The 18,488-nt window shown below is 74.3% G+C and carries 7 protein-coding genes; 2 read left to right on the forward strand and 5 right to left on the reverse strand.

The window, feature by feature from the left end; all coding sequences use genetic code 11:
- Positions 1–5 precede the first annotated feature (5 nt).
- A complete protein-coding gene (locus EV374_RS28690; RefSeq protein ID WP_132240278.1) occupies positions 6–1,385 on the reverse strand; it encodes an AMP-binding protein in 1,380 nt (459 codons plus the stop codon).
- Positions 1,386–2,775: 1,390 nt separating this feature from the next.
- Between EV374_RS28690 and EV374_RS28695 the strand changes: the two genes are divergently transcribed.
- On the forward strand, positions 2,776–5,628 hold the full coding sequence (locus EV374_RS28695; protein ID WP_132240293.1) for a helix-turn-helix transcriptional regulator: 2,853 nt from the start codon (positions 2,776–2,778) through the stop codon (positions 5,626–5,628).
- 737 nt (positions 5,629–6,365) lie between these two features.
- On the forward strand, positions 6,366–9,182 hold the full coding sequence (locus EV374_RS28700; protein WP_486486017.1) for a helix-turn-helix transcriptional regulator: 2,817 nt from the start codon (positions 6,366–6,368) through the stop codon (positions 9,180–9,182).
- A 67-nt stretch (positions 9,183–9,249) separates the two neighbouring features.
- Here the strand turns inward: EV374_RS28700 and EV374_RS28705 are convergent, their stop codons facing one another.
- The 4 genes from EV374_RS28705 to EV374_RS28720 form a co-directional block, all read right to left on the reverse strand.
- Entirely contained in the window at positions 9,250–10,656 is a 1,407-nt protein-coding gene (locus EV374_RS28705; RefSeq protein ID WP_132240280.1) for a glycosyltransferase, read from the reverse strand.
- 365 nt (positions 10,657–11,021) lie between these two features.
- Positions 11,022–11,861 (reverse strand): ABC transporter permease, encoded by an 840-nt coding sequence (locus tag EV374_RS28710; RefSeq protein ID WP_132240281.1) that lies wholly within the window; start codon positions 11,859–11,861, stop codon positions 11,022–11,024.
- The gene (locus EV374_RS28715; protein WP_132240282.1) at positions 11,858–12,910 is read right to left on the reverse strand and encodes an ABC transporter ATP-binding protein; all 1,053 of its coding nucleotides are present in this window, start codon (positions 12,908–12,910) and stop codon (positions 11,858–11,860) included. The genes EV374_RS28710 and EV374_RS28715 overlap by 4 nt, the downstream gene beginning before the upstream one ends.
- Before the next feature lie 87 nt (positions 12,911–12,997).
- Positions 12,998–18,478 (reverse strand): type I polyketide synthase, encoded by a 5,481-nt coding sequence (locus EV374_RS28720; RefSeq protein ID WP_132240283.1) that lies wholly within the window; start codon positions 18,476–18,478, stop codon positions 12,998–13,000.
- Positions 18,479–18,488: the final 10 nt, after the last annotated feature.

Here is an 18,488-nt window from a genome sequence, read left to right on the forward strand (position 1 = left end):
TCGGCTCAACCGGCGGCGATCAGCAGGGACTTCCTGATCCGGCCGAGCGCGCTGCGCGGCAGCTCGTCGACGAAGTGCACCCGCCGGGGCCGTTGACCCGCGGAGAGGTACCGGCCGACGTGGTCGATGAGCACCTGCGCGGTCAACCCCTCGGCGACGACGTACGCGGTGACCTGCTCGCCGAGCGCGTCGTGCGGCGTGCCGACGACGGCGGCCTCCCGGACGCCGGGATGGCTCAGCAACGCCTCCTCGATCTGCCCGGCGTGCATCCGCCGGCCCCGGCAGTGCAGCACGTCGAGCCCGCGCCGGCCGATTATCCGGTACGAGCCGTCGGCGGCCACGGTGGCCAGGTCGCCGGTGGCGTGCCAGTGACCGGCGGCATGAGCCCGCCCGCCCTCGACGTAGCCGCTGAACAGCGTCGGTCCGCAGATGCTCAACTCGCCGACCGACTCGCCGTCGGCCGGCACCGGTCGGGCCTCGCGGTCCAGCACCCGGGTCTCCACCCCGGGCAGGGGGGTGCCGACGGCACCGGCGACCGTGCGGTCGTCGGCCCGCCCGGTCAGCGCGATGAGCGTCTCGGTGGTGCCGTACGCCTGGACCGGCGTGTGCGAGGTGAGCAGCCGGAGACGTTCGGCCACGGCGCAGGCCAGCGGGGCGTCCGCGGAGATCAGGATCCGCGCCGCCGACAACGACCGGGCCCACCGGGCGTTCAGCGCGATCTTCGCCCACTGCTCGGGCAACCCCAGGTACATGGTGCCGACCGGTCCGGCGGCGGCGTTGCGGTCGAGATGGACGAAGCGGCTGCCGACCCGCAACGCGCCGAGCAGGCCGACGACCAGGCCGTACGCCCGGAACAGCGGCGCGCCCTGGACCACGACGTCCTCCTCGTTCCACCGCCACGCGTCGGCCAGCAGGTCGAGGTCGGCGGCGATGGCGCGGCGCGAGATGCGTACCCCGCGCGACGGCCCGCCGGCGCCCCCGGTGTAGAGGATGACCGCGTCGGTGCCCGGCGCCGGCTCGGGGTGCGGTGTCGAGGAGCGCTCCCGCAGGTCGACCGGGACGGTGGGCAGCCGGTGGGTGTCGGACCGGTTGCGGCCGAGGAGCGCCGTCGCCCCGGACTGCCGCAGGATGCGGCCCCGTTCGTACTCGTCCGCGTCGGGGGGCAGTGGTACGAGCGGGACGCCCGCGTGGACGGCGCCGAGCATTCCCACCACCGTCTCCAGGGTCGGCGTGCCGTCGACGGCGACCGCGACCGCACCCCTGATCCGGTCGGCGACCGCGGTGACGCAGCCGAGCAGGGCCTCGCTGGAGAGCGTGCCGCCGGCCACCGTGACCGCATCGGCCCGGTCCGCGCCGAATCCCCGCAGCGCCGGCAGCAGTGTCATCTGCGCTATCCCCTGCGGAGGGCGGCAACGAGTCGCGGCGGCAGGTGGAACATCACGACGGCCACAGAACCCTTCAGGTCACGGGGCACGGCCCCATATCCGACTATCCCGATGCTGGAAACGGGTGCCCCGAAATTAGGCCGGGCTATCGGCCCGGCACAACCCCTAGCTGCCCGGACCGGGTCCCCTGCGAGGCCGACAGGCCAGGTAGGACAGGATCTCGTCCGGTTTTCGGCAGCGGCGGGCCGGACCACCCTTTCCGATGGCCGACACTATGGATGGACGATGAATCGCCAACAGTGGTGGACATTGGAGCCGGCTTTTGACGGGAAATTGTGGATCGGCAGCAAAGGATCACCGCGACATTGATGTCCGTTACACTTATCCAACCCTATTCCGTCGTTCACGCAGCAACACCGACGCCCACCGACAGGCCCCTGGGCGCATAATTCTTTTTTAACAACATAATCGGTGAATTTCCCAAAGGTCCGAATCGCTCGGCGCTTCGGCGACGCGCGCCGAGTCCCGATCCCGGACGGCCCGGCGGCCCGCAGTCGCACTTCGGGCAGGCGATGTCGCACGCCGCAACAATCGGGAACCTTTAACAATTGTCGAGCCGCCCGCCCGCGCCCCGGAGCCTCTCGTCGCCGGTCCGGGCCAACGGGCCGGCAGGCACCCCCGACCCCCCTCCGACCGTCAGCGCTCCCACGCCGGACCGCACCGCGCCCATGGCCACCGGGCCGCCCGCCGGCCATGTTGACACTGAGTTGAGCAGCGCTTACCCGGGATGACGTCGAGGACTTCCGGCCCGCCCGACGCAGGACGGCCGCCGACGGGAGGCGGCTTCGCCACCGACGGGCCAACGACGGAGCCCCGTCGCGGTGACGACGTGGACACGCACCGGACGCCTAGCACGCAAGAACGCGTCCGCCAATCGCCGAGCGGGCCGGAAAAGGCGCGACCAATGGGCCACGGCGGCATACTGTCACGTTACGGGACCGCCCGGCGACTTTCCGCTGTCGCCCGTACGCACGAAGCCAGCTCGGGCCGACGCGAGACAGAACCGATGTTTGCCCATCCTTTACAAACCTCGGCTTGCCGCCCAATTGCCGAACTGCCATACTCCCACCATCACGGTGGTCGATAGGGGGAAGGCCGACCCGGAGGGGCTGGGGAATTATCGCCGACGCTGGTGGGGGCGCGACCCGGAGTCGCCAGCCGGTCAAGTCGGTCGATGGTTCACCGGCCATGCTCGACGGTCGTCTATATTTGCTAATAATGGAATGGGTCAAGAATTGCCGGTCTCCGATTTCGTCGAGTTCCAGGGGCGCGCAGGGCGGGCGGCCCCTCCGGTGACCGCGGACCGCACGCTCCTCCGGGGGCCGTGTCGATGGAGCTGACCGAGCGGTCGTGCCTGCTCAGCATGCTGGAACGCCGGCTGACGGACCTGTCCCGCAGCGAGGCCCCCCCGACCAACCGGACCGTCGCCGTGCTGACCGGCCCGGTCGGCTCCGGCAAGACCACGCTGTTGCAGACCTTCGCCCGGCGGGCCTGCGACTCCGGGGCGCGGGTCCTCGGCGCGAGTGCCTCCCGCGCCGAACGCACCGTCCCGCTGGAGGTCATCCGGCAGCTCGTGCGGGCGGCGCCGTTGAGTGGAGCCGGTAACCCCGACCTCTGGGCCCGCCTCGGGCGGCTGCTGGACGCGGGCGCCCTCACCTGGACCGACGCCGACGACACGGACCACGAGGACACCGCCCTGGCCACCGCCGCGATCGGTGGGGCCCTGCTGGAGATGACCGCGCAGGGGCCGCTGGTCATCGCGGTCGACGACGTCCACCACGCCGACGTGCCGTCGCTGCGTTGCCTCGACTACGTGGCTCGACGGATCTCCGGGCTACCCGTACTGATCATCCTGACGGAGGCGCCGCGCACCCGGCCGTGGCGGCCCGACGTCCACGCCGAGCTGCTGCAACCCGCGCGGCTGCAGCGCATCCGGCTGCCGCTGCTCACCGCCGACGGGACGTTCCAACTGCTCGCCCGACGACTCGGCGTTCCGGTCGCCCGCACCATCGCCGAGGAGAGCCATCGGATCAGCGGCGGTAACCCGCTGCTGGTGCAGGCGCTCGCCGAGGACCAGGCGGCCGCGCCCCGGCTCGCCGACCGTCCCGTGGTCGGGGAGTCGTTCCGGGAGGCCGTGCTCAGCTGCCTGTACCGCTGCGACCAACTGGTGCTCAACGCCGCCCGGGTGCTGGCCGTGACCGGCGAGCCGCTGCACGGCAACCTGCTGCCCCACCTCGTCGACGCACGGTCACGGGCCGCGCTCGGAGCGATCGACGACTCGACCAGCGCGGGACTGATCACCGAGCAGGGGCTGCGCCATCCGGCGGTGAGCCAGGCCGTCCTCGACGGCATGACCGCCGAGGAACGCGCACGGCTGCATCTGGAGGCGGCCTGCCTGCTGCACGACGACGGCGCGGCCCCGGCCCGGATCGCGCCGCATCTGGTCGGGATCGACGAGCTGGCCGAGCCCTGGATGGCGCAGACCCTGCTGGACGCGGGCGAGCAGGCGTTGCGCGACGGCGAGATGGAGACCGCACTGCGTTACCTGCGCCGCGCGCACCGAAGCTGCGCCGGCGAATGCCTGCGGGCGCGGATCCGTTCCGCGCTGGCCCGCGCCGAGTGGCGTCTCGACCCGCAGGCCGCGATCCCCCACCTGGTCGGCGTCGTCACCGCCATCCGCGCCGGGCACCTCGGCAGCCAGCAGGCCGCCGCTGCCATCCACTACCTGCTCTGGCACGGCGAGATCGACAAGGCCGTCGATCTCGTCAACCACCTGAGCGAACGGGCGGACAGCGTCGACCCGAGATCCGCCGCCGAACTGCTCGTCACCACGGGCTGGATGTCGACCCTCTACCCCGGCGTGATGGTCGACCGCCCCGCACCCGCCGTGGCCGCCCGGGACCCACTCACGCTGGCCAAGGTCAAGCGCGGGATCGAGGGCGCCACCCTGCTGTCCGCCGTGCTCGACCGCGGTGACGCCAGCGCGGTCGAGCAGGCCGAGCGGGCGCTGTCCACCACCGGGCTGGACGACGAACCGAACATGTGGACCGCCGTCTGCGCACTCATCGCCATGATCTACGCCGACCGGCTGGACCTGGCCGACGACTGGTGCGACCGGCTGGGCCGCAACCCCGCCACCCCGCGCTACCCCACCCCGTCGGCGACGCTCGCGGCCCTCCGGGCGGCCGTCGCCGGACGGCTCGGCGACCTGCCCCGCGCCGAGAAACTGGCCGACGAGGCGCTCGGTCAGCTCTCGCCGAAGGGCTGGGGAGTAGCGATCGGGATACCGCTCGCCGTCCGGGTACGGGCCCTCACCTTCATGGACCAGCTCGACGCGGCGGCGACCACCCTCCAGATGCCGGTGCCCCCGGCGATGTTCGAGACCCCGATCGGGCTGCACTACCTGCAGGCCCGCGGGATGCACGCCCTCGCCGCGGGAAGCCCGGAGGCGGCCCTGGCCGACTTCCAGCTCTGCGGGCAGCTGATGAACCGCTGGCGGCTGGACTTCTCGGGCCTCGTCCCGTGGCGGACCGAGTCGGCGCGGGCGTTGCTCCGGATGGGTCGCCGCCAGCAGGCCGGCAGGTTGGTCCGCGAAGAGCTGGCCCGGCTACGGCCCGTGCACGTACGGCACCGGGCCGCCGCCCTGCGGGTCCTGGCCGCCACGGAGGACGGGCCGGACCGGATCCCGCACCTGCGCAGCGCCGTCCGACTGCTGCGGCAGTGCGGCGACCGGATGGAGCTGGCGCACAACCTGGCCGACCTCGGTCAGGCCTACCAGCAGGCCGGCGACCGGCGGCAGGCCCGCGTCGCGGCGCGGTCGGCCCGGGTCCTCGCCGAGGAGTGCGGAATCCCGATGCTGCGACCCGGCCTCTCCGCCCGGAGCGGCAGCGCCGAGAGCGCCGGCGCGACGGCCGTCGTCCGAGGACTGACCGACGCGGAGTGCAACGTGGCCACCCTGGCCGCCCAGGGCCACACCAACCGCGAGATCGCCGAGAAGCTCTTCCTGACCGTCAGCGCCATCGAGCAGCGGCTGACCCGGATCTACCGGAAGTTGGACGTCAACTCGCGCAGCGAGCTGGCCGCCCGGCTGCGCATGAACCGACCCGGCGCGACGGTCCTGGACCCGCCGCCGCGAGGCAGGGACGACCCGGGCCAACGGCCCGCCGGGCCCCGGCCGCGCTGACCTCCGCCGGTCGACCACCGCTCCGGCCCTCACCGACCGTCCCGGCCGCGGCTCACCGCCGGCCGTGATCTCCCGGGCCCGTCCCCGGACCGGTTCGTCGACCCGCGGTCGCACGAGGTCCGCGCGACGACGTCGTCCGGCACCCGCGGCCACCACGGTGTAAGCCGCCGCCGGCCGTCCGCCGCCGGCCGTCCGCCGCCGCCTGCTCCGGCTCGCGCCGGTCGTCGGAGGTCGTCGGAGGTCGACTGTGGAGGTTGGGGTCGGGCCGCCACCTGCGCCGATCGTCGCCGGGTGTCCACATCCCAGCACTGAGCGTGCAACCGGGCGTGCGTGGCGAAGCCCGATGTGACACCATCAAGCCGCACACCGGACACCAGCCCCTCACCGTGTCGCCATCTCCCCCGCCGGGTCGAGTCCGACACCCCTTCATCGCGCTTCGCGCAACCCCTAAATGCGTTTCAGGGCCGCAGGTTTGTGCGCGAAACCATGGGGTCTCGCGCCCGTTGTCGCACACCCACGCCGGTGCCAGACTCCCCTGAGCACCCGGACCGTACGGCGAAAACCCCGGTCCGGCGAAAGATTTCCAGGTCCACCCGGCACGGCGGCCCGGTGCGCTCCACCCCTACCCGGAAGACGCGGGTGGAGGGGCGGCTGTCCGGCAAGGGGGAGGCGGCGTCGGCAACACCGGGGTTCCCGGTCCCGCGCCGCGTAGGAGAAGGGCTGACACGTTGGTGTTGGTGCAGCAAGAGGAACAGACGACCCGTCTCCGGCGCGCGTTCCGGGCTTGTGAGGACCAGCAGCGCGGACACGTCGCGCTGGTCACCGGCGCCGTGGGCAGCGGCAAGACGAGCCTGCTGGAGTCGTTCAGCGAGTGGGCGGCGGGTGCCGGCGGGCAGGTGATGAGCGCCGCCGGCTCCCGGGCCGAGCGCGGGCTCCACCTGGGAGTGGTCGGGCAGCTGTTCCACAGTGCACGGCTCACGCCGGAGGCCGCGGCCCGGGTCGAGAAGCTGATGCGGGACGCCACCTTCGCCGTACCGCTGCCCGAGCCCGGCGCTGAGGCGGCCGACGGCGACCGGGCCTGGGCCCCCCTGCTGCACGGTCTCTTCGCCACCCTGCTCGACCTGACCGCCGCCGGCCCCCTGGTCCTCGTCGTCGACGACGTGCACCACGCGGACCCGGCCTCGCTGCACTGCCTTCTCTACGTGACCCGCCGGCTGCGCCACGCCCGGATCATGGTCGTGCTCGCGGAGGCCTCGACGCTGCGCCCGCCGCACCCGCTGTTCCGCGCCGAGCTGCTCAGCCAGCCGCACTTCTCCCGCATCGGCCTGCCGCCGCTGACCGTCGACGCGGTCGCCCGGCTGGTCGGCGGCGAGGCCGACAACGCCGACGCCCGGCGGACGGCGGAACGCTGCGTCCGCATGACCGGCGGCAATCCGCTGCTCACCCGGGCGCTGCTCGAGGAGCAGGCCGGCGCGGAGACGAACGACGAGTACGGTCCGCCGGTCGGCGACGCGTTCGACCAGGCGGTGCTCGGCTGCCTGTACCGGCACGAGCCGGGGGTGCGCCGGGTGGCGCAGGCACTCGCGGTGCTCAACCGGCCCGCGACGACCGACCTGCTCGGCCACCTCCTCGACGTGGTGCCCGAGTCGACGGCCCCGGCGGTACGGGTGCTGCGCACCTCGGGCCTGATGGAGGGCGACCAGCTGCGCCACCCGCGCATCCTGCGGTCGATCCTGGGCGACATGTCGGCCGACGAACGGCGGGGCCTGCACCAGCGCGCCGCCGAGGTGCTGCACGACCACGGCGCCGAGCCGAGCGTGGTCGCCGAGCACCTGGTGGCGGCCGGCTCGGCGAGCGCGCCCTGGGGCGTGCCGGTGCTCCAGGACGCCGCCGGCCACGCGCTGGCGTCGGGCCGGCCCGACGTGGCCGCCGCGTGCCTGCGCCTGGTCTCCCGCGCCCCGGTGGACGCGCAGCAGCGCACCGCCACCACCGAGATGCTGGTGAACGCCCGCTGGCAGCTCAACCCGCTGGCCGTGAACGGGCAGCTGACCGAGCTGGTGGAGACGGCCCGGGCCGCCGGGTGGTCCACCGACGCGGGCCTGTCCGCCGTGCCCTACCTGCTGTGGCAGGGGCGGGTGGACGAGGCCACCGAGGCGGTCAGCGCCTTCCCGACGGACGAGGAGCACGGCCCGGCCGGCACCGCCGGCCGCCTGCGGATGATGCCGCTGCTGGTCTCCCTCTCCCACCCGGAGCACCTGGCCACCGTGCGGGAGACCCCGAGCGCCTGGAGCCGGGCGGCGAGCGCGCCGACCACGATCAGCCCGCTGCTCCAGGCGGTGACGGTGCTCGGCACCGCGCTGACGCCGGCCGCGGACAACGACACCGTGGCAACCGCCGAGCAGCTTCTCCAGCGCCACCACACGGACGACGGCGCACTGGGTCTGCTGACCGCTCCCCTGCTGGCGCTGCTCTGGGCGGGTCGGTCCGACCGGGCCGCGGTCTGGGGGGACGTGCTGCTCGGCCGTCCGGTGGTCCAGCACGCCCCGGTGTGGCGGGCCGTCATCCGGGCGGTCCGGGCGGAGGCGGCGTTGCGCGTCGGCGACCTGCCCGGCGCGGAGCACCACGCGCGGGCGGCCCTGGAGGACATGCCCGCCCCTGCCTGGGGGGTGGCCATCGCCGGCCCGCTGGCCACGTTGGTCGCCTGCGCGACCGAGTCGGGTCGGTTCTCCGAGGCCGAACGGTGGCTCGCCCACCCCGTCCCGCCCGGCATGTTCCGCACCCCGCTGGGCCTGCACTACCTGGCCGCCCGGGCCCGGCACCACCTGGCCGTACGCCGGCCGCACGCCGCCACCACCGACCTGCGCCGGTGCGGCGAGCTGATGCGCGCCTGGGGCATCGACGCGGCCGGGCTGGTGCCGTGGCGGCTGGAGCTGGCCCGGGTGCAGCTCAGCGTCGGCAACAAGACGCAGGCCACGCAGCTTCTCCAGGAGCAGCTGCGGGTGCCGCACGGGGTCGACGACCGCACCCGGGGCCGGACGCTCCGGCTGCTCGCCACCACCGCCGCCCAGGACCACCGGCGCAAGCTGCTCTCCGAGGCGGTCAACCTGCTCCAGTCCAGCGGCGACCGGCTGGAACTCGTCCGGGCCCTCGGCGACACCGGCCAGACGCTCCAACGTGCCGGGGACTCCGCCCGTGCCCGGCTGCTCGTCCGCCGGGCGTACCAGCTCGCCCAGGACTGCGGCGCATCGGTGCTGGCCCAGCGGCTGATCCGCCGGGAGCCGGGCAGCGGGCTGCCGGCGTACCCGGCCGCCGCCGAGTTGCAGGAGCCGGACGACGGGCTGAGCGACGCCGAACGCCGGGTCGCCGCGCTGGCCGCCCAGGGGCACACCAACCGGCAGATCTCCAGCAAGCTCTTCATCACCGTGAGCACGGTGGAGCAGCACCTGACCCGGGTCTACCGCAAGCTCGACGTCAAGCGGCGCACCGACCTGCCGTCCCGGCTCGTCGCGTACGCGGAGGCGCTGGCCGACGAGACCCAGGGCGCCGCGTCCTGACCGACGTCGCGGGGGCGCGGTGGGTGTGGCCCACCGCGCCCCCACGACGCGTACGGCGACCGGGAGTTCAGCCGACGGCCAGCCCGACGGTACGACGGGCCGCCGCCTCGTCGCGGTGTTCGAGCACGAGGTCGGCGGCGGCGGTGACCCCGCCGGCCTGCCGCATCCGCCGGCTCCACAGCTGCGCCCGCGCCCGGAACGTCTCCTCGCCCAGCAGCCGCGCGAGCTTGGCCAGGACGTCCTCGACGTCCGGCGAGTCGGCGCGCTCGACGGACAGGGCCACCCCGCTGTCGACCGCGCGCACCGCCCCGTCGGGGCAGTCCAGCCAGAACGGCATCACCAGCTGCGGCACGGCGAAGTGGACGGCCTCGTGGATGGCGTTGGCGGCGCCGTGGTTGAAGAAGACCCGCACGTGCGGGTGGGCCAGCACCCGGTGCTGCGACGGCACCCACGCCTCCACCCGCAGGTTGCCCGGCAGCCGCCGCGCCGGCGGGAGGAGGTGCTGCTGGCGGGCGGGCACCTTCCACAGCACGGCGTGTTCGGGCCCGAGCCGGTCGGTGATCTCGACGATCGCGTCCACCTGGCCGCGCGACAGTCGCATGATGGTGCCGAAGCCGACGTAGACCACCGAGGGGTGCGCGTCGAGCCACCGGGTCAGCTCGTCGTCGCCGTCGGCCGGCGGCAGTTCCCGGGGCACGACGGGACCGAGCATCCGCAGCTTCTCCGGGGCGGTCGCGAAGGGGTACTCGAAGCCGAAGACCGTGTACGCCATGAGCGCCTCGGCGGCCTCGACGTAGCCGGCCGGGCGCATCTCCGGGTTGTGGATGCCGGCCGCCTTCCGGTCGGCCACGGCGGCGAGGCTGCGCCGCAGCCGGTCCGGCTCCATCAGCGCCCGCACCAGCCGGTTGCGGAAGCCGAGGTTGGCCGCCTGCTGCCGGGGCGTCATCCGCTCCGGCAGCCCCGAGAACGGGGCCGGGTAGCGCGCCGGCAGCTGCTCCTGGAAGAAGTTGGACGGCGGCAGCGAGATGCTGACCACGAAGGGCAGCTGCCGGGTCTGCGCCGCGTCCATCGCCCAGCTCGCGAGGCTGTCGACCACGGCCACCACCGGCCCGACCTCGTCGATGACCTGGAGGCAGCGCCGGTAGAGCTGACGTACGTGGTCGTAGTCGGTGCTGACGTCGAGGTACCGGGCGAAGCTGGTAGCCCGGTCGCCGGTGGTCAGCAGCCGGTACGTCGCGTCGTCCCAGCTGTCCGGTGACGACTGCGGCCGGGCCGGGCCGAGCGAGACGAACGAGACCTCGCCCGGCCCGCGCAGTCCCTCGACGTCCGCCCGGCGGTCCTCGGTCGATGCGAACCAGATGTTCCCGACGCCCCGGGCCTTCAACTCGCCCGCGACGTTGAGCAGCGGGTTGAACATCCCCGCGCTGTTGTAGGCGACGACGAGTACCGCCCGGTCACGGTCGTTTCCGGTCATGTCCACCGTCCGTCACTCCTTTCCGCCTGTGCGGCGACCCGCGCCGTCCGACCCTGGAGTACGCCGCACCGACGGGCTGTTCGTGGAGCCGTTCGGTCTGCGGCCGGGCCGGCACCGACGTTCGTCGGTGCGGCAACGTTCGGCGGAGCCCTGAGGGGACGGTTGCCACTCCGAAGCAGCCGGAAGGATGAGCCACCGCCGTCCGTACAGCCTGCCACGGCTGACATGACGATGCCCATCGAGCAGGTGAAATTTCTTCCTGATAAATCCGGAAGGAGTGACCCGATCTGCATTTGCGCTGGTAAATAGCGGATGGCCCGAGCCGCGGGTGCGGCTCGGGCCATCGGCGGGTCGGATCCTGTCGGCTAGTCCACGGCGCGGCGCATGAAGCCGCGCATGCCGATCATCGAGAACACCACGAAGACCCCGGTGAGGACGCACATGCACAGCCAGAGCGGCAGCGACTCGACCCCGGGCGGGCCGACGAGCGACCGGGTCGCCTCGCTGATGTAGGTGAGCGGATTCAACGAGCAGATCACCTGGTACCAGCGCAACGAGTCCAGGCCCAGCAGCGGGAACTGGGTCGCGCCGGTGAACATGATCGGGGTCATCACCACGGTGAACATGATCTGGATGTGCTGCGTCGGCACCAGCGTGCCGAAGGCGAGGCCCACCGCCGCGCCGACCAGCGCGCCGATCGCCAACACCCCGACCACCTTGAGCACGACCGCCCAGGGCCAGGTGACACCGAGCATGAGCATGCCGACCGGGATCAGCACCACGCCGGCGATCAGGCCACGGATGCCACCGAAGACGATCTTCTCCAGGGCCACCAGCGGAATCGCCATGGGCGACAGGAGGCGGTCCTCGATCTCCCGGGTGAAGGAGAAGTCCATCATCATCGGCAGCGCGGTGTTCTCCAGGCCGATCAGGAAGGCGTTCAGCGCGATGACGCCGGGCAGCAGCACGTTGGAGAAGTCGTCGCTGGCGTAGCCCAGGTCGCTGAGCACCTTGCCGAAGATCAACAGCATGAACAGCGGCTGGATGAAGACCTGGAGCAGGAAGCCGACCAGCTCCCGGCCGGTGACGAACAGGTCCCGCGAGAGCACCGCCCGGAACGTGGCGAACTGGTCCAGCGCGCGCACCGGCGGCGGCGACGAGGCCGGCGACGGCGCGGACGGGGGGGCGGGGGCGGCGACGCTCACCGAAGTTCCCTTCCGGTCAGGTGGATGAAGACATCTTCCAGGCTGGGCTGGCCGATGTTCAGGTCACGGACCTCGCAGCCCAGGTCGGCGAGGATCTTCATCGCCATCGGGATGGCGTTGGCCGGCTGGCCGCTGGTGTAGACCCGGAAGGAGAGCGGGGCGTCCGGGTCGACGGGGGCGTCGGGGGCCGGCGCGGGCATCGGCATCGCCGGCATGCCCGGGAACGCCGGCGCGGCGACGGGCGCCGGGGCGGTCACCTTGAAGTGTTCCACCTGCTCCACGTCCGGGATCGCGTCGAGCGCGACCCGCACCTGCTCGGCGGGGGCGCCGGGGGTCACCACGAGGGTCAGGGTGCTGCTGCCCGGCAGCGTACGGGTCAGCGCCGACGGGGTGTCCAGGGTGAGCAGCTTGCCGTGGTCGACGATGCCGACCCGGTCGCAGAGCTTCTCCGCCTCGTCCATGTCGTGCGTGGTGACCACCACGGTCACCCCGGACCGCTTCAGCTCGGCGACCCGGTCGTGCACGAAGAGCCGGGACTGCGGGTCGAGGCCCGCGGACGGCTCGTCGAGGAAGAGCACCCGGGGCGAGTGCATCAGCGCGCGGGCGATCATCGTGCGCTGGGCGAGGCCGCCGGACAGGAAGTCGGTGCGGTGGTTCGCGAAGTCCTTGAGCCCCATCTGGTCCAGCAGCTCGTCCGCCCGCCGGATGCGCTCCGCCCGGGGCACGCGGTGGTACGCCGCGTGGAACAGCAGGTTCTGCCGGACGGTCAGCGCCCGGTCCAGGTTCACCCGCTGCGGTACGACCGCCAGCAACTGCCGCGCGACAGCGGGCGCGCCGATCACGTCCGCGCCGCACACCCGGGCCCGGCCCGAGGTGGCCCGCACCCGAGTGGTCAGCACCCCGATCGTCGTCGTCTTGCCCGCCCCGTTCGGCCCGAGCAGGCCGAAGACCTCACCGGCGGCGACGGAGAAACTCAGCCCGTCCACCGCCGGTGGCATGTTGGGCTGGTACCGCTTGACCAGCTCCGTGACCACCACTGCCTCGTCCACGTCGTCATGCTCCGTCCTGCAACGTCGGTTCGATAGATGTGTGTGCGCCGATAGGGGGCGCTAGGGGCACGCCAGGGGCGGGAACGGTCACAGACCCCGCGCGGCCAGCCACCGCTGGAGCGTGCCGGCGAGTTCCGGCCCCCGGTCGGCGACCATGCTGAAGTGGTCACCGGCGGCGTCCGCCACCTCGTGCGGGTAGGGCCAGCGGGACCGCCAGCCGTCCTCCTCGCCGTTCCACTCCCCCAACGGCTCGCTGGCCCGGACCAGCAGGGTCGGCGCCGCCATCTCGGACGGCTGCCAGTCCAGGAACAGGGGCAGGTAGCCGGCCCACGCGGTCGTCCGCCAGTCGTCCATCGGCGTGTACGCGGTCTCCCGGTCGATCATCCCGTCGAGCAGCTGCGGCACCCATCCGCCGAGCACCTCGCTGTTCGCCGGGTAGGTGTCCATCAGCACCACCGCGTCCGGCGAGCGGCCCTGGCGTTCCAGCTCGCCGGCGAGCAGGTTGGCCACCATCGCGCCACCCGAGTGACCGGCCAGCACGAACGGGCCGGCGCCGACGGCGCGCAGCACCGTGTCGGCGTGCACCCGCAGCAGGGCGTCGAGGTCGGCGGGCAACTCCTCGCCCACGCCGAACCCGGGGTTGGGCAGGGCCCAGACGTTGCGCACCCCGCGGAAGCCGGCGGCGAGCCGGGCGTACTCGTGGGCGCCGGAGAGCAGGGACATGGTGCAGCAGCACACCAGCTGCGCCGCGGCGCTGCCCTCGGCCAGCCGCAGGATGCCGGCCGGGCGGGTGAGCTGCGCCGGCTCGCTGAAGCTGGGTCGGAACTGCGCGAGCTTGACCAGGAGCTCGGCGTACCCGGCGGGATCCTCGCGCGCCTTCGGCTGGTTGAACAGCCCGCCGAGCAGTCCGCCGCCGGAGCTCTCCGCAGCGGGTCCCCCGGCGTCGTCCGCGCCGTCCCCGCCCGTGCCGCCGAGCTGACCGAGCAGGTGGCGGGCGAGCGCCGTAGGGGTCGGATGGTCGAAGAGCAGGGTGGCCGACAGCTCCGCCCCGGTCTCCTGGCACAGCGCGTCGCGCAGCTCCAGCGCGGTCAGCGAGTCGAAGCCGAGCTCCAGGAAGTCCCGGTCGGCCTCGACCGCCCCGGGCGAGGCGTGCCCGAGCACCGTGGCCACGCGCGCGCGGACCAGATCCAGCAGGATCCCGAGCCGATCGCCGGCCGGGGTGCCGGCCAGCCGGTCCCGGAAGGCCCCGGCCGGGTCGGTCGCCTCGCCACCGGGGCCGGCGTCGGAGTCCGCGACCGCCGCCGCCTCGGGCACCCCGCGCAGCAGCGGTGCGGGCCGTACGGCGGTGAAGGCCGGCACGAACGCCGGCCAGTCGAGGTCGGCGACCGCGAGCTGGTCGTCGCCGCGGCCCACGGCCTGCTGCAACGCGGCCACGGCCAGTTCGGCGGGGAGCGGACGGACCCCCCGGCGGCGCAGCTGTGCCGGGTCGGTGACCTCGTCGGCCCAGGGCACCCACGCGACGACGGTGGCCGGGTGGCCGGCGGCGCGCCGGCCGGCGGCCAGCGCCTCCAGCCCGGCGCCGGCGGCAGCGGCGATCGCCGCTCCCCCGCTGCCCCAGACGGCGGCGGTGGAGGTGAAGACCACGAACTCGTCGATCGGCCGGCCGGCGCAGGCCCGGTCGAGCAGCTCCACCCCGGCGGTACGGGCGGCCACGGCGTGGGCCAGGTCGCGCGGGTCCAGCGCCGCGACCGGTTCGCCGGCCCCGTCGGAGTCGGCGACGTGCAGGACGGTGCGGACCACGGTCCCGGCGTCGGCCAGCCGGTCCAGCGCCTCGGGCAGCCCGTCGAGGTCGTCGACGACGGTGACGGCGACGTCCGGGCCGACCGTGCCGGCGGGCGCCCCGGGACCGGCGAGGACGAGGTGGGTGGCGCCGCGGTCGGCGAGCCACCGCAGCAGGTGCGGGGTGCGCACCGCCGCGCCCCCGTGCACCAGGACACCGCCCCGGGGCCGCCAGTCCGCGTCGGCGGCGGTGCCGGCCGGGGCGCGCGACAGCCGCCGCGCGTACACCCCGCCGGAACGCACCGCCAGCTGGTCCTCGTCGCCGCCGGCCGCGACGAGCCGGGCGAGCGCGGCGAGCGCGGCGTCGTCCGGCTCCGCCGGCAGGTCGACCAGCCCGCCCCACAGGCGCGGCTGTTCCAACGCCAGCACCCGACCCAGGCCCCAGAGGTACGCGCCGGCGACGCCGGGCGCGGCATCGTCGGCGTCGACGGCCACCGCGCCCCGGGTCACGGTCCACACCGGCGCGCTGCCCCCGGCGAGGGCCCGGACGAGCGCGGCCGTCCCGGCCAGCGCGACCGTCCCCGTGGCCTCCGCCGCCAGCAGCGAGACCACGACCGACGGGGTGCCGCCGGCGTGCGCGACGGCCCGGGCGATCTCGTCCGGGTCGTCGCTGACGGTCACGAGCACCGGGTTCAGTCCCTCGGCGCGCAGTGCGGCCAGCACGCCCGTGGCGTCGGTCCGCGTCCCGACCACCACCAGGCAGCCGCCGGTCGTCGCGGTGCCGGAGGGCGCGGTGCCGGAGGGCGCGGCGACGCGCACCCAGTCGGCGCGGTACCGCAGGCCGTCCAGCGCGGAGCCACGGCGCCGCCGGTCCCGGTAGGACGCCAGGGCGGGCAGCAGTTCGGCGAGCGCCTCCTGCCGGTCGGCGTCCAGGCCGAGCGCGGCGGCCAGCGCGGCCGGCCGGTCCTGGGTCACGGCGGCCCAGAACTCCTCGTCGTCGCTCGGCGCGGCGGGCTGACGGAGGTCGACGGCGGGCGGATCCGGCCAGTACCGCTCGTGGTGGAAGGCGTAGGTGGGCAGCTCGACGCGCGCGGCGTCGCTGCCGGCGAAGAGGGCCGGCCAGTCCACCCCGGCGCCGCGCAGGTCGACGGCGGCGAGCGCGGCGAGCAGGCTGGCCGGCTCGGGCTGGTCCCGGCGGCCGAGCGGCACGAAGGCCGCCGGCTCGACGTCGGGCAGGCACTCGCGGGCCAGCGCGGTCAGGGCGCCGTCGGGGCCGAGCTCCAGGAAGGTCCCCACGCCGGCGGCGGCCAGGGTGGCGACGCCCTCGTGGAAGCGGACGGTGTCCCGGACGTGGTCGACCCAGTAGCCCGGGTCGGTGGCCTGGGCGGCGGTGAGCGGCTCGCCGGTGCGGTCGGAGACGACCGGCAGGGTCGGCGGATGCCAGGTGACCTTCTCCGCGACGACCCGGAAGTCGGCCAGCATGGCGTCCATCCGGGCCGAGTGGAAGGCGTGGCTGACCCGTAGCCGGCGGGACCGCCGGCCCTCGGCGGCGAGCCGCGCACCGGCCTCGAGCACGGCCTCCTCGTCGCCGGAGAGCACCACCGACCGGGGGCCGTTCACGGCGGCCAGCGACACCCGCTCGTCGAGCAGCGGGGTCACGTCGGCCTCCGACGCCCGCACCGCCAGCATCGCCCCGCCGGCCGGCAGCTGCTGCATCAGCCGACCCCGGGCGGCCACCAGGGCCGCGGCGTCGGCCAGCGACAGCACGCCGGCGACGTGCGCCGCGGCCAGCTCGCCGACCGAGTGGCCGAGCAGGTGCTGCGGGCGCAGCCCCCACGCCGTGACCAGCCGGTAGGCGGCGACCTCGTAGGCGAACAGTGCCGGCTGGGTGAACTCGGTACGGTCCAGCAGCGCCGCCTCGGGCGAGTCGGGATCGGCGAAGACCACCTCCCGCAGCGGCCGGCTCAGGTGCCGGTCCAGTTCCCCGGCGACCTCGTCGAAGGCGGCGGCGAACACCGGGAACCGGCGGCACAGCTCGGCGCCCATGCCGAGGCGCTGGGCGCCCTGGCCGGTGAAGAGGAAGGCGACCTTGCCGGCCGGGCGGGCCACCCCGCGTACCACGCCGGGGGTGTTGCGCTCCTCGGCGACCGCGCGCAGACCGGCCAGCAGCGCGTCGCGGTCCTCGCCGACCACCGCTGCCCGGTGCGGCAGGGCCGCGCGGGTGGTGACCAGCGAGTACGCCACGTCGGGCGGGGCCAGGTCGGGGCGGTCGGACAGGTGGTCCAGCAGCCGCCGGGCCTGCCCGGCCAGGGCCGGCGCGGAGCGGGCGGAGACGATCCAGGGGGTCGGCGGGACGGGCGTACCGGCCGGCCGGGCGTCGTCGGTGTCCGCTTCGGCGGCCTGCTCGATGATGACGTGCGCGTTGGTGCCGCTGATCCCGAACGCGGAGACCCCGGCCCGGCGCGGCTGCCCGGTCTCCGGCCACGGCTCCGCCCCGGTCAGCAGGGACACCGCCCCGGCCGACCAGTCGACGTGCGGGGTGGGCTCGTCCACGTGCAGGGTGGGCGGCAGCACCCCGTGCCGCATCGCCAGGACCATCTTCATCACCCCGGCGACGCCCGCCGCCGCCTGGGTGTGCCCGATGTTCGACTTCACCGACCCCAGCCACAACGGCCGGTCGGCGCGGCGGTCCTTGCCGTACGTGGCCAGCAACGCCTGCGCCTCGATGGGGTCGCCCAGCGTCGTGCCGGTGCCGTGCGCCTCGACGACGTCCACCTGGTCGGCGGTCAGCCCCGCGTTGGTCAGGGCCTGCCGGATCACCCGCCGCTGGGACGGGCCGTTCGGGGCGGTCAGCCCGCTGCTCGCCCCGTCCTGGTTGACCGCGCTGCCGCGCACCACGGCCAGGACCGGGTGGCCGTTGCGGCGGGCGTCGGAGAGCCGCTCGACCAGCAGCATGCCGGCCCCCTCGGACCAGCCGGTGCCGTCGGCGGCGGCGGCGAACGACTTGCACCGGCCGTCGGTGGACAGGCCGCGCTGGCGGGAGAATTCCACGAAGACGGTCGGGGTGGCCATCACCGACACCCCGCCGACCAGCGCCATGGTGCACTCCCCCAGCCGCAGCGCCTGGCAGGCGAGATGCAACGCGACCAGGGACGAGCTGCACGCCGTGTCCACGGTGACCGCCGGCCCCTCGAGTCCCAGGGCGTACGAGATCCGGCCGCTGGCCACGGCGGCGGCGCTACCGGTGCCGAGGTAGCCCTCGACGCCGCCGCTGACCCCGGTGAGCAGCGCGGCGTAGTCGCCCTGGCTGCTGGTCGCCGCGTACACGCCGGTGGGCGCGCCGCGCAGCGTGGTCGGGTCGATGCCGGCCCGCTCGAACGCCTCCCAGGCGGTCTCCAGCAGCAACCGCTGCTGCGGGTCCATCGCGAGGGCCTCGCGGGGACTGATGCCGAAGAAGGCGGGGTCGAAGTCCCCGGCGGAGTAGAGGAACCCGCCCTCGCGCACGTACGACGTGCCCCGGCTGTCCGGGTCGGGATCGGGGTCGTAGAGCGCCCCCAGGTCCCAGCCCCGGTCGTCGGGGAACGCCGACATCGCGTCGGTGCCGGCGGCCACCAGGTCCCACAACTGCTCCGGCGACCCGACGCCGCCGGGGAACCGGCAGCTCATACCGATGATCGCCACCGGCTCGCTGAGCGCGGCGGTGAGCTGCTGGTTCTGCTGCTTGAGCTTCTGGTTGTCGAGCAGGGACGCGCGCAGCGCGCCGACGACCTCGTCCAGTGAAACACTCATCGGGGGCTCC

It is taken from the genome of Micromonospora sp. CNZ303, assembly GCF_004345505.1.